Source organism: Paracnuella aquatica, assembly GCF_003332885.2.
GTDB lineage: Bacteria > Bacteroidota > Bacteroidia > Chitinophagales > Chitinophagaceae > Flavisolibacter > Flavisolibacter aquaticus.
Window position 1 is genome coordinate 242258 of record NZ_QOWJ01000001.1, and the last position, 15562, is coordinate 257819.

9 protein-coding genes are annotated in these 15562 nt (G+C 50.9%); 3 read left to right on the forward strand and 6 right to left on the reverse strand.

Annotated elements, in window-relative coordinates; all coding sequences use genetic code 11:
* Positions 1-13: 13 nt before the first annotated feature.
* The gene (gene queG / locus DRJ53_RS01085; protein ID WP_114233735.1) at positions 14-961 is read right to left on the reverse strand and encodes a tRNA epoxyqueuosine(34) reductase QueG; all 948 of its coding nucleotides are present in this window, start codon (positions 959-961) and stop codon (positions 14-16) included.
* A gap of 152 nt (positions 962-1113) precedes the next feature.
* Between queG and DRJ53_RS01090 the strand changes: the two genes are divergently transcribed.
* Together DRJ53_RS01090 and DRJ53_RS01095 are read left to right on the forward strand one after the other, a co-directional pair.
* The gene (locus DRJ53_RS01090; RefSeq protein WP_114233736.1) at positions 1114-3117 is read left to right on the forward strand and encodes a transglutaminase domain-containing protein; all 2004 of its coding nucleotides are present in this window, start codon (positions 1114-1116) and stop codon (positions 3115-3117) included.
* A 5-nt stretch (positions 3118-3122) separates the two neighbouring features.
* Positions 3123-5036 carry a DUF3857 domain-containing protein gene (locus tag DRJ53_RS01095; protein ID WP_114233737.1) on the forward strand — a complete coding sequence of 638 codons (1914 nt, stop codon included), beginning with the start codon at positions 3123-3125 and terminating at the stop codon, positions 5034-5036.
* A 94-nt stretch (positions 5037-5130) separates the two neighbouring features.
* On the opposite strand, the gene DRJ53_RS01100 is transcribed toward DRJ53_RS01095, so the two are convergent.
* Positions 5131-6186 carry a serine hydrolase domain-containing protein gene (locus DRJ53_RS01100; RefSeq protein WP_114233738.1) on the reverse strand — a complete coding sequence of 352 codons (1056 nt, stop codon included), beginning with the start codon at positions 6184-6186 and terminating at the stop codon, positions 5131-5133.
* A gap of 69 nt (positions 6187-6255) precedes the next feature.
* Between DRJ53_RS01100 and clpB the strand changes: the two genes are divergently transcribed.
* Entirely contained in the window at positions 6256-8874 is a 2619-nt protein-coding gene (gene clpB, locus DRJ53_RS01105; RefSeq protein WP_114233739.1) for an ATP-dependent chaperone ClpB, read from the forward strand.
* A 240-nt stretch (positions 8875-9114) separates the two neighbouring features.
* Here the strand turns inward: clpB and DRJ53_RS01110 are convergent, their stop codons facing one another.
* From DRJ53_RS01110 to DRJ53_RS01125, 4 genes are all read right to left on the reverse strand, one after another.
* A complete protein-coding gene (locus DRJ53_RS01110) occupies positions 9115-9690 on the reverse strand; it encodes a YciE/YciF ferroxidase family protein (RefSeq protein ID WP_114233740.1) in 576 nt (191 codons plus the stop codon).
* Between the two features lie 60 nt (positions 9691-9750).
* Positions 9751-9996, reverse strand: a complete 246-nt coding sequence (locus DRJ53_RS01115) for a hypothetical protein (RefSeq protein ID WP_114233741.1) — start codon at positions 9994-9996, stop codon at positions 9751-9753.
* 43 nt (positions 9997-10039) lie between these two features.
* Entirely contained in the window at positions 10040-10384 is a 345-nt protein-coding gene (locus tag DRJ53_RS01120; protein WP_123893279.1) for a hypothetical protein, read from the reverse strand.
* A gap of 174 nt (positions 10385-10558) precedes the next feature.
* Positions 10559-15532, reverse strand: coding sequence for an Ig-like domain-containing protein (locus DRJ53_RS01125; protein WP_114233743.1), 4974 nt, complete (start codon positions 15530-15532; stop codon positions 10559-10561).
* Positions 15533-15562 lie beyond the last annotated feature (30 nt).

Below are 15562 nucleotides of genomic sequence, written 5' to 3' on the forward strand. Positions count from 1 at the left end.
CCGGATTGTTTGGTTAAACCTGTTGGTTGGCACCTTCAGCCAAAAACCGCACATTTCGTTGCAGCCCTTTGAGCTTCGCCCGGCTCAGAGGGCTTTTCTTAAATATTTTCCGAAACGCCTCTTCGCTCAGTACTTCCCAGTCGCGGGTGGAGAAATTAAGCACTTCGGGGATGGGCGTAAACTGCAGTTCGTTGTTTGGTTTGCTAAACCGGTTCCAGGGGCACACATCCTGGCAGGTATCGCAGCCAAACGCCCAATTCTGAAAACGGCCTTTTTGCTCATCGGGTATGATGGCGTCTTTTAACTCGATGGTAAAATAAGAAATGCACTTGCTGCCATTGATCGTTTTATCGGTCCCGATGGCCTCGGTAGGGCAGGCGTCGATACAGCGCCGGCAGGATCCGCAATAATCACGGGCAAAAGGGTCATCGTACTCCAGCGCCACATCCACAATCAGCGTGGCAATAAAGAAAAACGAGCCGCTTTCTTTGGTAATGAGGTTGCCGTTGCGGCCAATCCAACCCAGCCCGCTGCGCTGCGCCCAGGCACGCTCCAGCACCGGCGCCGAATCCACAAAGCCGCGGCCTTCAAACTGCCCGATGGCTGTTTGCATTTCCGCCATCATGCTTTTCAACGCGTCTTTGATCACCCAATGGTAATCGGTGCCCCAGGCATATTTCGAAATGCGGGCATCCGTTGCGGGCGGCTGTTGTGCCGGGAAATAATTTTTGAGCAGCGTAATTACCGAACGTGCCCCCGGCACCAGTTTGGTGGGGTCGATGCGCAGGTCGAAATAATTTTCCATGTACTGCATACTGCCGTGCATGCCGCCGTGCAGCCAGCGCTCCAGCCGGCGGGCATCTTCGTCGAGCTGTTGGGCCCGCGCAATGCCGCATTGCTCAAAGCCATACCTGCAGGCCAGGTCTTTAATAAAGGTGGTATATTTTGCTGCAGCACTCATGGCGCTGCAAAATTGGGGTTTAAATCCGAGCTTAAGTGTTAATCATCGGAGCCCATTTTACCTTTAAAAAGGGCTGCCGGGAAGAAATTATTGCTGAGGTTATTTTGATTTTTAAGAAAAAGTCGGAAATTTAGGCGCAAACTAACTGCGTTATGATCCGTATTTTTCTACCCATTTTGCTATTGGCAAGTGTATTTGCCTATGGCCAAAAATTGCCCGAGCCAAACACAAAGTTTGGCAAAATTACACCCGAAGAGCTACAGGTTAAAGTGTACAGCATCGACAGCAGTGCCCCTGCGGTGGTACTGTTTGATGTAGGCAACACCCAGATCGTTGGCAACGATAAAGGCTGGCTGTCCATGCAATTCAAGCACCGCAAGCGCATCCATGTGCTTAACAAAAACGGCTACGACTATGCCGAGGTGACCATCCCGCTCTATAAGGATGGCAACGATGAAACCAAGCTCGATAACCTGAAAGCCGTAACCTACAACCTGGAAGGTGGCAAACTGGTGGAAACCAAGCTGGAAAAGTCGGGCATTTTTAAAGAGCAGATCGACAAAAACCGCAGCCGCGTAAAATTCACTTTTCCGGCAGTGAAAGAAGGTTCGGTGGTGGAATTTGAGTACACCATTATTTCCGATTTCTATTTTACGCTGATGCCCTGGGAGTTCCAGGGCAGTATTCCACGCCTGTGGAGCGAATACAAATTTGAGCTGCCGCAGTTCATGGATTACATCTTCCTGGCACAGGGCTATTTTCCTTTTCATATAAAAGATCAAAAGAACCGGCGTCAGAGTTTTTACATCCGCGAAACCAATGCGGCCCAGCGCACCGAAACTTACACCATTGATGCAAACGTGGCTGACAACCGCTGGGTGATGAAAGATGTGCCGGTCCTGCGCCGCGAAGAATTTACTTCAACCCTCGACAACCATATTGCCAAGATCGAGTTCCAGTTGGCCGGTTACCGCGACCCGCTGACGCCGCGCCGCATCATGAACGATTGGCCCGCCGCTGCTAAAAGCCTGATCGAGCGGGAAGATTTTGGCCGGTTGTACCTCGCCAACAATGGCTGGCTCAACGACGATGTAAAAGCTGCCATCAACGGCGCCAATGATCCGGTGCAAAAAGCAAAAAACATTTACACGTATGTACGTGACCGTTTTACCTGCACCGATCATTCTTCGCTCATTCCTGACCAAAGCCTGAAGACTACAGTTAAAAACAATAAGGGCTCTGTTTCCGAAATCAACCTGCTGCTGGTAGCGATGCTGCGTTCGGCTGGTTTCAATGCGGAGCCGGTGGTGCTCAGCACCCGCGACAACGGCTATGCCCACAGCATTTACCCGTTGATGAACCGACTGAATTACGTAGTGTGCCAGGCGTACATCGATACCAACCTGGTGTACCTCGATGCGAGTTATAAAATGCTGGGTTTTGGTAAAATGATGTACGACTGTTACAACGGCACGGCCCGCACCATCAATGAGTTTGCGCCGCATGTTGAGTTCCTGCCCGAATCGCTCATGGAGCAAAAAGTAACGCATGCCACCATCTTCAATGTGGATGGGAAATGGCAGGGCAATGTAAAACAGGTGCCTGGTTATTACGAGTCGTTTCAGCTGCGCAACAAAGTGCAGTCGGAAGGTATGGACGGCGTAAAAAAAGACGTGCAAAAAGTATTTGCGTCCAATGCGCTGCTGACTTCGTTTCAGGTCGACTCGTTGAAAGAACTGGAAAAGCCGCTGGCCATTCAATACCAGATGGATATGCAGACCAACGGCGAAGACATTTTGTACATCAATCCGTTGCTGGGCGAAAAAGTTGGCGACAACCCGTTCAAGTCGGCTGAGCGTAACTACCCAGTGGAAATGCCATACACGTTCAACGAAACATTTTTTGCCACCATTCAAATACCCGACGGATACGAGCTGGACGAAATGCCCAAAGGCATGCGCATGAAAATGAACGAGGAAGGTGACGGCCAGTTTGAATACCTGATTTCCCGCTCGGGCGGCACCATATCCATGCGGGTAACCATGGACATGAAACGTACTTTTTTTGTTCCGGAAGAATACGAAATGCTCCGCGAGTTTTTCAACCGCGTGGTTAGCAAACAATCGGAACAACTGGTATTTAAAAAGAAAAAATAAGAGCTATGCGCCTATTGATTTGGATGGCAATGATGCTGGTGAGTGCCAGCCTTTTTGCCGCCGATAAAAAATACCCGGTGAGTGAAATACCACTGGAACTGCTGAAAAATGCACATGCGGTAAAGCGTATGGAGAACATCCGCATTGAGCTGGTGAGCAGCAACAAAACCGTCGTACGAAGAACTTATGCTATCACTGTGCTGGATAGGGATGGGGCCGGCTTTGCAGCGCTGGAAGAACCGTATGATAAACTAAAATCGGTTCGATCCATCGACGGCTGGCTGTATGATGCAGCGGGCAACGAGTTGCGGAAACTGAAAACAAAAGAGATCGAAGACCGCAGCGCTATTTCCAACATCAGTATTTATGAAGACAGCCGGGTGAAGCGCCATAGTTTTGGTGCACCCGCTTATCCATACACCGTTGTATACGACGTGGAAGTGCAGTACAACCATAGCTTTTACCTAGAGTCGTGGTACCCACAGGAAGCCGAGAATGTATCGGTGATGGATAGCCGTTTTTCGGTGGTAACTCCTGCAGCTTACAACCTGCGTTTTAAAGCAGTGAATTATAGCGGCGCGCCGCAAGTTACAACAGAAGGCAGCAAGCAAGTGCGTACCTGGCAGGTAAAAAACCTGAAGCCCATTGTGCGACCTTTTGCTGCACCGTTGTGGCAGGAGATGGCAACCATTGTTTACCTGGCGCCTTCCGAATTTCAAATTGAAGGATTCAATGGCGTAATGAGCAGCTGGCAGGATTTAGGCGCATTTCATGCACAATTGAACAAAGGCCGCGATATGCTGCCGCCCAACATCCAGGCAGAAGTAGTGCGCATTACTACCGGTTTAAAAACAGACCGGGAAAAGGCGGAAGCGCTCTACAAATATTTGCAGCAAAACACAAGGTATATTTCCATTCAACTGGGCATTGGCGGCTGGCAGCCATTTGAAGCAGCGTTTGTTGCGCAAAAAGGTTACGGCGATTGCAAAGCCCTGAGCAATTACATGTATAGCCTGCTGAAAGCTGCAGGCATCAAATCGCACTATGCCATCATCCGTGCGGGCAACAGCAAAGAGGCCCGGAATATTTTGGAAGATTTTCCAATGAAGCAGTCGAACCACGTTATTCTTTGTGTGCCGCTGCAGCGGGATTCGCTGTGGCTCGAATGTACCAGCCAAACGGAATCTGCAGGATATCTTGGATCGTTCACCGGCAACCGCAAGGCGCTGCTGGTTGACGAAGCCGGCGGACGCCTGGTAAATACGCCACGGTATGGCCTAGCCGAAAATTTACAGTTAAGAACCATCACCGGTAAACTGGATGGTGAAACCGGCAACCTGCAGGCAACGGTGGTAACGCAATTTGCTGCCATCCAGCAGGACGAAAAGCAGCAAGTACTGGAGCAAACGACCAAGGAAGAATTAAAGAAATCGCTGAACGAAGACCTTGGGCTGGCTACTTACGATGTCGTTAATTTTAGCTACGAGCAAAAGCGGGGCGCCTTGCCGCACATCGTAGAGCGCCTCGACCTGGCAGTGAACCGTTATGCAACCGTAAGCGGCAAAAGATTGTTCATTCTGCCCAACCTGCTCAACAAAGCGGGCAGCCCGTACATCGCAGAGCCGGAGCGCAAGTTTGATTTCTTTTTCGACCTTTCTTACCGCGATGTGGATTCGGTGGCGATTGAGCTGCCCGAAGGTTATACTTTGGAGGCACTGCCTGCGCCGGTGTCGCTGAAATCAGAATTCGGGTTATTTAAAAGCGAAGTAAAACTTACGGGCAATAAACTGCTGTACCGTAGAGAACGTGAACAATACGCCGGCCGGTACAAACCCGAAAAGTCAGCCGACATTGCGCAGTTTTATGCCGCCATGCACAAAGCCGACAATGCACGGGTAGTGTTGGTGAAAAAGGAGTGACGCATCTGAAAAAAGATTGACCAATTTTATACTGTAACTATCGAAATAAAAAAGGGCTTTGATTTCTCAAAGCCCTTTTTTATTTCGATAGTTATTACCTACAATTTGCGGGGAAAAGCGGGTCCAACGCATCTTTCAATTGAAAGCCGGCAGGCACACGGGCTTCATCCGACAACTCCTGCTGCAAGTATACGAATGCATATCCGCGGCAAAAATCTACAAAGGCTGTTGTGCCCTCAAACGATGGTGCAGCTAAGGCTGCCGCTTTGGTGCCGTCGTTTTCACCAACGGCCCATGCGCCCATTGTATACTCCCAACCTTTGGCGGCATCGGGGCTGTATTTATTATTTTCGGCATTGGTCATGATTTGTCGCATGGCAGCCACCGAGCTTTCACTTAAAATACGCTGGCCATAATGGGTGCCGCCATTGAGCAGCATCCGCAGAAAACGCACATAATCGCCGGCGGTGCTGCGGGCACCGGTTGATGGCGAAATAGTAGATCCATCCAGCGTAGCAAAAGTGGTTTGGCGCATGCCCATCGGTCGGAACAATTTCTGTTGCGCCAGCATGTCGAATTTCTTTTTGGTCACTACTTCCAGCACCCGGGCGGCAATATCAGGGCCCATGCCATTGAAGCGAAACGCTTCGCCGGCGTTGTTTTGAATTTCCCGTTTGGCATAACTGGCCGCTACCTCGTCAAGGTTTTCGAATTTCTTTTTAGCAAACAAGCCGCCCACTTTTGAATTTTCCGGCTGGATGCCGGTAAAATGCGCCAGGCAATGGCGGATGGTGACATAGTTTTTCATGTAGGAACTAAATACCGGCAGGTATTTGCTCACTTTATCGTCCAGCGAAATTTTGCCTTCATCTACCAGCACCATCACCACGGCAGCGGTAAGCCACTGGCTGCTTAGGCCCAGCTCAGCCTGGCCGCGTTGTACGCTAAACAGCTTGGTATCCTTTTGAAAAACGACTGTATCCTTAGTGGCCACTACCAGCGCCACTTCTTTTTTCAGGGCCTTGGCCCGCTCGGCGGCAATAGCATCGGCAGCTGCATACTTGCCCTGTGCGTAGCCCGCCTGAAAAAATAACAGGCCAAATGATAATGCACTGACTTTCAGTCGGTTTGAGCTAATGAAAACTGACATGTTTTCTGTTTTGGTGGAATGGATTGTGATTTGATAGGTAGAGAACGTACACCAAATAAACTTATTTGTATGAACCTATCCAATTTTACGATAAAAGCTGCCGAAGCGGTACAGCAGGCGCAGCAACTTGCCTTTAATGGTTCAAACCCCAACATAGAAACCGAGCACATTTTGAAGGCATTATTGTCGGCCGAGGATTCGCCGGTGGAATATCTGCTGAAGAAAAACGCGGTCAACATTGCGCAACTCGATAAAGGCCTCGATGCACAGCTTTCGCGTTTGCCCAAAACCAGCGGCGAACCGGCGCAACAAATCAGCCGCGATGCCAACAACGTGGTGTTGCGTGCAGGTGCCGTGCTGAAAAGCTTTGGCGATGAATTCATCACACCCGAGCACCTGTTGCTGGCGTTGGTTCAAGGAAGCGACGGTACTGCAAAATTGCTCAAGGATTCGGGTCTTACCGAAAAAGGCCTGACCGCAGCCATCAACGATTTGCGCAAAGGCAGCACCGTAACCTCGCAAACGCAGGAAACGCAGTTTAACGCACTCAATAAATACGGTAAAAACCTAAACGAGCTGGCCCGCCAGGGCAAACTCGACCCGGTTATTGGCCGCGACGACGAGATCCGCAGAACACTGCACATCTTGTCGCGCCGCTCCAAAAACAACCCCATTTTGGTGGGTGAGCCGGGTGTGGGTAAAACGGCGATTGCTGAAGGCTTGGCCATCCGCATTGTCAACGGCGATGTGCCCGAAAACCTGAAGTCGAAAACCATTTTTACCCTCGATATGGGCCAGCTGATTGCCGGCGCCAAATACAAGGGTGAATTTGAAGAACGCCTTAAGGGTGTAATCAAAGAAGTGGCTACTTCCGACGGCGAGATCATTTTGTTCATTGACGAAATACACACGCTGGTGGGCGCCGGTGGCGGCGAAGGGGCGATGGATGCCGCCAATATTTTGAAACCGGCCCTGGCCCGTGGCGAGCTGCGTGCCATTGGCGCCACCACGCTCAGCGAATACCAAAAGTATTTTGAGCGGGACAAGGCGCTGGAACGCCGTTTTCAAAAAGTAATGATCGACGAACCTTCGGTGGAAGATGCGATTTCCATTTTGCGTGGACTGAAAGATCGCTACGAGACGCACCATCATGTGAGGATCAAAGACGAAGCGATCATTGCTGCGGTAGAACTTTCGAGTCGCTACATCAGCGACCGCTTTTTGCCCGATAAGGCCATCGACCTGATTGACGAAAGCGCCGCTAAGTTGCGCCTTGAAATGAACTCAATGCCGGAAGAACTCGATGAGTTGGAGCGCCGGATCAGGCAACTGGAAATTGAACGCGAAGCGATCAAACGGGAAAACGATGAAGAAAAACTCCGCGAACTCAATACATCCATCGCCAACCTGGCCGTGGAGCGGGATACGCTGAAAGCCAAGTGGCAGGAAGAAAAAGACCTGGTGGAACAAATCCAGGGTGCCAAAGCAGAAATTGAAAACCTGAAGCACCAGGCCGAACAGGCAGAACGGGAAGGCGATTATGGCCGCGTGGCCGAGATTCGGTACGGCAAAATAAAAGAGCAGGAAAGTGCTATTGTGGCTTTGCAGCAATCGCTGAACGAACTGAGCCAGAACAGCCGCAGACTGATGAAAGAAGAAATAGATGCGGAAGACATTGCCGAAAGCGTAGCCAAATCAACCGGCATCCCGGTGAGCAAAATGCTGCAAAGCGAACGGGAAAAGCTGCTGCACCTCGAAGAAGAATTACACCGCCGCGTGGTAGGGCAGGAGGAAGCCATCACTGCCGTGGCCGACGCCATCCGCCGCAGCCGTGCCGGTTTGCAGGATCCTAAAAAGCCCATTGGCTCGTTTATTTTCCTCGGCACTACCGGTGTGGGTAAAACGGAACTGGCAAAAGCACTGGCCTCTTACTTGTTCGATGACGAGCACATGATGACCCGCATCGACATGAGCGAATATGGTGAAAAACATTCGGTGGCGCGGCTGGTGGGTGCCCCTCCGGGATATGTAGGCTACGATGAAGGTGGGCAACTTACTGAAGCAGTGCGCCGTAAACCCTACCAAGTGGTGCTGCTCGATGAAATTGAAAAGGCTCACCCAGATGTTTGGAACGTGATGCTGCAGGTGCTGGATGATGGCCGCCTGACCGACAACAAAGGCCGCGTGGTGAACTTTAAAAACACCATCATCATCATGACCTCGAACATGGGTTCGGACATTATCCAGGAAAATTTTTCCAATGTAACCGATCGCAACAAAGACGAGGTGATGGAACAAACCAAAGTGGAAGTAATGAGCCGTTTGAAGGAAACGGTGCGACCAGAGTTTTTGAACCGTGTGGATGAGATCATCCTGTTCCAACCTCTAATGCGCAGCGAAATCCGTGGCATCATCCGGATACAGTTGGAAAACCTGCGTGAACTGGTGGCGAAAACAGGCCTGCAGCTCAACTTTTCGAACTACCTCGTCGACTTTCTTGCGGAGAATGGATTTGATCCGCAGTTTGGTGCACGGCCACTCAAGCGCCTGATCCAAAAAGAGATCGTCAACAACTTGAGTAAGAAAATTCTGGCTGGTGATATCGATAGGGCTCACCCGGTGTTGGTAGATGTATTTGACCGCGTGGTGGTGTTTCGCAATGACGTAGAGCAACCTGAGCAGGTTTAAAATTTAACTTCAATATGAAGTGATATAAAAAGTGCCGGATGCTTCCGGCACTTTTTGTTTTGCAAACATGCGTTTGTATACACAAGCCGCACTTATAAAATATTAATCAACACAAATAAGCCCCGCAACAGCGGGGCTTATTTGTACAAGCATTTTTAATGCTAAGGGTGTATTGTTTTTCCGTTCTGTAACGCTTTACTCTTCTAATTCACTTCCCTGCTATTCGTTTCTATTCCAAACCTAAAGCTTGTTGTAAGAAGTATTACCGGAAGCGCCGCCACTTGTTTCGGCCATTAGGTTCACGCTATTCAGCGCCATCGAGGTCAACAGCTCATCGGCCTGGTGTTCTTCATCAAGTGTTTGTTCCAGCAGGCGCTCTACTTCGGTAAGGCCCAGCTGGCGGGCAAATGCACGGGCGGTGCCATAGCCGCAAATTTCGTAGTGCTCAATTTTTTGTGCACAGGAAATAATAGCTGCGTCCATCACCTCGGGGTTCATGTCTTCGCCCATTACTTTTTGCCCTTCGTCAATCAGGCCTTCCATGCCTTTGCAATGGGTGCCGCTGCCAAATAAGTTGGCCAGTAAGCCAGAGCGGTTGTCATCCGCGTTGTGGTCGCCCAGCATGCGTTGTGCCTGCTCCAGGCGGGCCAGTTGGCCATGTGTTATCTGCAGGTGCTGCTCCAGCGACTGACGCAGTTGGGGGTTGTGTGCCTTGCCAATCATCTGGGGCATGGCTTCAATAATTTGTTCCTCAGCAGAGCGGAGGTCAGCTAGCTCATGTATCAATAAATCCCGTAGGTCACGCATTTTTTCCATGATAAAAATTTTTGTAATGGGTTATAAAAACTATGCCGCAGGTATTGTTCCTGTTTTATTCTAAGAACGTTCGGTGGGTTCATTGCTGCTGGTGTTTTCCATACCGTCACCACTGCCCCCCGATGCATCGTCGCGGCCGCTCAATGCACCGGTATCACGCAGGTTGCCCGTAGGTGTTGCATCGCCTTTTTGCGCTTTGTCTTTTCCTCTTAAATTCGCACGCTGTTCCGACCGGTCCCTGCCGGTATTTTCGGCACTACCGATGCCGCCCGTGCCTTGCCTGTTTTGTTGATCGTTTTTGCTCATACTAATTTTTTATAGCGGTTGCACAAGTATGGTGCCATCCACGTTACTGTTCAGGCGTTACTTTATCCTTTAGTTCAGCCGCCACCACGTAGTGCCTGCGGCCGTTTTTATCTACCCAGTAAGTGCGGGCATGGTTGTCTATATAAATCACTTCGCCGTTGGGACCAACTTTATCTTTGTGTTCCGCATCAGTAATTTTCGATTTCCCTTTTGAGGCAACTTCGGCCGTTTTTGCCCCTGCTTTTTGTGCCCCTTTTTTCACGGCCTTGCCCGCTTTTTTGCCGGCCTGCTTTACTTCTTTAGCCGTTTCTTCCTGCGCTACAGCCGGCGCTGTTATTCCCAATGCCAACAGCACTGCGCCGGCCATCAATATCTTCTTCGTCTTCATGTTGTATGCTTTTTTAGTAAAAACAATGTATGCTGGTGGTTCATAAACAGTGCCAGTAAAATGCGTCGCGTTTACCCATTTTTTAAATGATGTTGGCCCGCGGGCGTCATTCGGTATGCGCATAAAAAAAGCGCAGGTGTACACCTGCGCTTTAAAAAGGGATATTGGAACAAATTAGTGGGCGATCACTACCTGCTTTTGCAGGATCGTTGCACCCGACACGAGGCGGCAATAGTATACGCCGTTGGGCAATTGTGTGCCGTTGAGCGACACCTGGTAAGTGGTTTGTTTTTCAGTAACGCCGTTGAACAGTTGGGTTACCAGCGCACCGTTTCCGTTGTACAGTTCAACTACTGTTTTACCAGATTCAGGCACCGCAAAGCGGATGTTAGCAGTAGACTGCACCGGGTTGGGCGCAATTTCCATAGTACCTGCGGCAAGCACATTTTTCGGATTGGTGGTCATCTCTAGTGTACCGGCTTTGGCCGCAGTGCTCGACAGCAACTGCGTTTGCGGCTGGTACGGGATCAGGTGCTGGCCTGAAATGGGCGACTGGAATGTTCCGTTTGGCATTTTCCAGGCTACAGTCATGTGATCGTCGAAACTATAATCCATAGAAACCGTTTCCACAAAATACCTGCGTCCTTTTTCCAGGTAAATGCTGGCAGATACCTGCGAAGAATACTTGAAGTAAAAGCCCGGGTTGGTCCAGCTGTTTACAAAAGCAATCTTCCGTCCATTTTCGATGTTGTCGTCGGTGCTCAGCCACAGTTCGCCATTGTCGTCAGACGAGAAATAGAACGTGTAGTAACCTGATACCGGCGGGCAAATGTATCCCATGGCTCTTGATGCAAATTTGTCCGAAAAGTTGCGTGGAGCGGAGAACGAAGTCAGGATGCGGCTGCCGCTAGGCTTGGCATCTGCTGCCCTGTGATACGAAAGCGAAGTGGTGAGGGGTACGTTGTTGAAATACTCCCAGTACAATCCGCCTGTTTGTGCACAGCCTGTTTGTGAGCTGTTCGATGGATCGGCGTTAACCGAGAATGTCAGCGTATTGGAAGTGGTTTGGTTACCGTCGTTATCAGTTGCTACTGCAGTAACGGTGTAGTCACCTTCTGCCAGGTTGGAAAGCGTAGCAGTATAAGGCGCAGTCAGGTCTTCAGCAATTTGCTTTGTACCCAGGAAGAACCGGACACTGCCTACGGTACCATCTTCATCCGATGCTTCAGCACCAATATTGACATTGGCCGGCGCAACGATAATGGCATCTTCAGAAGGACCGTTAATTTTTACTACCGGCACTTTTTTCACCGGTGCAACTACTGTAATGGTAGATGTTTTGGAGTCGGTGGTAGTGCCATCGCTGTGCACTGCTGTAGCCACAAAACTGTAGGTGCCCTCTGTTAATCCACCCACCGAGTAGCTGTAAAGCGAAGTCGGATCTTCACCAACTTTCCGGCCATTCATGTAAAACTCTACTTTGGTTACACTGCCGTTGCTGCTTTCCGCAGTTGCATGTAGGGTCACAGTAATTGGTCCGGTAAGCTTGCTGCCATCTTCCGGCGATGAAAGCGTTACTACAGTAGCCGATGGTTTGGAGGCAGAGGTTCCGGCAACCGAAATCTGCTCGCTTCTGGAAGTGCCAACGGCACCTTTATCATCTATTGCCCGCACACTTACCTGGTAAGAGCCTGCTTCAATGCCGGTCCACGCAAAGCTGTATGGAGCGGTGTAATCTTCACCCAGTTTTACGCTACCCTGGTAGAACTCCACTTTTGCGATGGTGCCATCGGCGTCCGTTGCACTGGCTGTGATGGTAACGCTTGCAGGCGCAGTAAATGCACTGCCGGTCAGTGGCCCGATCACAGTAGCGGTTGGTGCCTGGTTTACTTTGTCCACCAGTTGTGCATCCACTGTTACGGTTGCGGCAGCCGATGTAGCCGATGATCCGTCGTTGTCAAATGCTTTTGCAGTGATGGTGTACGAGCCGGCTGCTACTCCTGACCAAGAAAACTGGTAAGGGCTGCTGGCGTCTTCGCCTATTTTCTTGCCGTTGGCAAAAAACTCAACTTTCGAAACAGAGCCATCTGCATCATTTGCATTAGCTGCAATGTTGATGGTGGCCGGTGCCGTTACACGGCTGCCCGATGCAGGTGCAGTGAGGCTAACTGTAGGCGCCACGTTCGGAACAGGTGCTGCGCTAACAGTTACCTGCACGCTTTGCGAAGTGCCCACAACACCTTTGTCGTCCACTGCCTTTACACTCAGCATGTAAGTGCCTTGGGCTACATTGCCCCACTGGAAGGTGTATGGAGCAGACAGGTCTTCACCAATTTTTACATTACCCTGGTAAAACTCAACCCGCTGTACCGAACCATCCGCATCCGATGCATTTGCTGCGATGGTAATGCTGGCAGGTGCCGTAAATGCGCTGCCCGCTGCGGGCGACATGATCTGTGCAGTAGGTGCCTGGTTCGGCACGGTAGTGCTGGCAGCCACGTTCAGCCACACGGTATATTTTTTTACCACACCGCCTGTTGTTACACTCAGCTCGGCACGGTGCCTGCCCTGCGCAAGGCCACGGGCAATGGCAGTCAGGGGAATGTTGGACAGTGCTTTTTCACCTTCGATGGAGCCGCTGGTTTGTCCCAGGCGCAGCCATGAAGCGTTACTTTGTGCAGTCCAGGAAAGGGCTGCGGTGCCGCTGTTCCACAGTACAAACGAACCTTTAACCGAATCGGTGCCCGAAGGTGCATTTAGTTCCACCACACGCTGTGGTGCTTCCAACACACCACCCAAGGATTGGGTAGAGCTACGGTCGTTGGTAGTGATGGTGATCTGGTAAATGCTCGGGAAATACTCGAAGCTGTTGCCACGCAAGGCCAGCTTGGACGTTACTTCTTTGGCAAAGCTGGTGCCGGTGCCGCGGAAAACGTTGTTGTACAACACCTGGTTTGAAATGCCCGCAGTACGCTCCGAATCGAAACCGATAGGAGAGCCCTGGATGTTGTTGTGCTCATATACAGCCGCATCGGAAAGTGGGCTAGAGAACAAACCGTGAATGTTTACTACAGCTGCTTCATACGCATTTTGTACCACGTTCTTGCGGTATGTAGTACCAAATATTGCCGTGCCGCTCGGGATCTTTACATCCATGATGTTTTGCATGGCAATGCGGCAATTGATGTATTTGTTGTTGCTGTACAGCGAGAAATAGTTCGCACCTACAGGCCACTCCGATTGGGACTGCTGTGCCCAGTTGGCCGTGCCCTGGCGCAGTTGGTGAAACGTGTTGTTGTCAACAATAAAGTTATAGGTCGAACCATAAGGCTCTACGCCCGCAGCGGCAATATGCTCTTTGTTGGTAACCACCCGCGATACGCCATCGAGGTAGTTTTTATAAATGGCTGCACGGTCTACTACGTTGCCAATGGTCAGTATACTGCTGCCATCAGGCGCAACGTTCCAGGGTTCGTTGAGGGTAAGTACACCGCCGTTGTTGGCAACAATGCGGCGCGACTGGCCCAGGCCACGGCCACCGGTGATCACCACGTAATGGCGGTCAGGGGTATTGTGGCTGTAGCCGCTAACCGTGGTGGTATTTAGTGTAGAAGAGGAAGGCTTTCCTTTCCAAACACCAATATATCCTTCGAACAGGATCTGCTCACCGGAGTTTTGGTCCACATCATACGGACGTGGCACCAGGTCTGTTGAGGTGTTGTAACCGAGGTAGGTGTTTTTGCTGGAACCCCATGAACCGAGAAACGCAACAAAACGGCCTTTGCCCCAACCCGCACCATTGAACGGGTTCGAGTTGTCGAGGTCGCGGGCAGTAGAGTTGGTAACGCTCACACCGTCGCCACCCCACGAGTGCCAGCCCATGTCGGTATCGTTGGTGAGTTTGTATGAAGTGCGGTCGATGAACAACTGCGAAGCGGTTCCCAAAAAGGAATATTTACCGGTAAGATCTACGTTGTTCAGGCTTACGTAACGGGTATTATTCAGGTCAATAACATTATGGTTTCTAAAGGTTAAACGCACATTGTTGATGGTAACGTGGCGGCTGCTTACCAAGTGGATGGGATGCCCCGTGCCACCGCGGTAATTGTTGTTGTCTTCAAACGCCATGTCGTTGATCTCAAAATGATTGGGATTACCAAACACCAATCCGTATTGAGCGGTAAAGTTGCTGCCGCAGCGGATGGTGGTGCGGTCGCGGCCCTCGCCCTGCCAGCGAATATTGCTGTGGGCTTCCATGGTGCCGGTCAAAATGTAGGTGCCTGCTGGGAAATATACAGTGGCACCGGTCACAAATTTCGACGCTTCAATTGCTGCTGCAATGGCTTTGGTATCATCGCTGTAACCATCACCTTTTGCGCCATAGTTTTTGACGTTATAGGTAGTACCGGTCCATTTTACGCCATCATAAATGGTGAGGTTGATGGGGTTGCCCCAGCCATAATCGCCACCGTGGCCGTTGTGTGCCCACACTTCATATTCGCCGTTGGCAAAGCCATCGGGCACTACAAAGTCTACTTTATAAGGGTTCACCCGCTTTACCGATGCCCACTGGCCTGCACCGGATGATTTGCTCCGTACATACACATAAGCCGTTGTAGTATCGCCACCGCGGGAAAGGTTGCGGCCATACACCGATATGGTGGCGCCACGCGTTGCCTTGTCGGGTCCTACCCACCAGGCATCTGTTTTGTTGATGGCAATGGGGTTGCCATAGCCTGCATCGTTGCCGGGCCACATCAGGTACATGCCCCAGGAGGGAATGTTGCGTGGAATGGTTACAATGGCACGATCGCCATCGAGGCGCTGGATCTGGGCATCGCCCTGCACGCCGGATGCGCTGTAAAGGGTAAAGCGGGTGTCTTTACCTACATCGGTTCCGCTGTGGCGGGAGAAGGATACACCAGTCATGATTACTGATTCATCGGGGCCTGCGGTGCGGGTCCATTCTGCCACCTGCGGTGCATCGCCGGAAGGGCTGCCACCAAAGGGAGGAGCAAACGACTCGCCGGGTGCAGATACACCAGACGGCTTCTGGAAACTCTTGATTTGTGGGAGTTGGGTTTGGGCCTGCAGAACCTGGATACTGGAACAAACAAAAAGGAGCAGGCACGCAAAGGTTTTTTGCATGAAGAACTGGTTTAGACGTTTTAAATCGGA

Bases quoted from the DNA above. Each gene is read 5' to 3' on its own strand.
- queG (WP_114233735.1), bottom strand. From the start codon at position 961: ATGAGTGCTGCAGCAAAATATACCACCTTTATTAAAGACCTGGCCTGC.
- DRJ53_RS01090 (WP_114233736.1), top strand. From the start codon at position 1,114: ATGATCCGTATTTTTCTACCCATTTTGCTATTGGCAAGTGTATTTGCC.
- DRJ53_RS01095 (WP_114233737.1), top strand. From the start codon at position 3,123: ATGCGCCTATTGATTTGGATGGCAATGATGCTGGTGAGTGCCAGCCTT.
- DRJ53_RS01100 (WP_114233738.1), bottom strand. From the start codon at position 6,186: ATGTCAGTTTTCATTAGCTCAAACCGACTGAAAGTCAGTGCATTATCA.
- clpB (WP_114233739.1), top strand. From the start codon at position 6,256: ATGAACCTATCCAATTTTACGATAAAAGCTGCCGAAGCGGTACAGCAG.
- DRJ53_RS01110 (WP_114233740.1), bottom strand. From the start codon at position 9,690: ATGGAAAAAATGCGTGACCTACGGGATTTATTGATACATGAGCTAGCT.
- DRJ53_RS01115 (WP_114233741.1), bottom strand. From the start codon at position 9,996: ATGAGCAAAAACGATCAACAAAACAGGCAAGGCACGGGCGGCATCGGT.
- DRJ53_RS01120 (WP_123893279.1), bottom strand. From the start codon at position 10,384: ATGAAGACGAAGAAGATATTGATGGCCGGCGCAGTGCTGTTGGCATTG.
- DRJ53_RS01125 (WP_114233743.1), bottom strand. From the start codon at position 15,532: ATGCAAAAAACCTTTGCGTGCCTGCTCCTTTTTGTTTGTTCCAGTATC.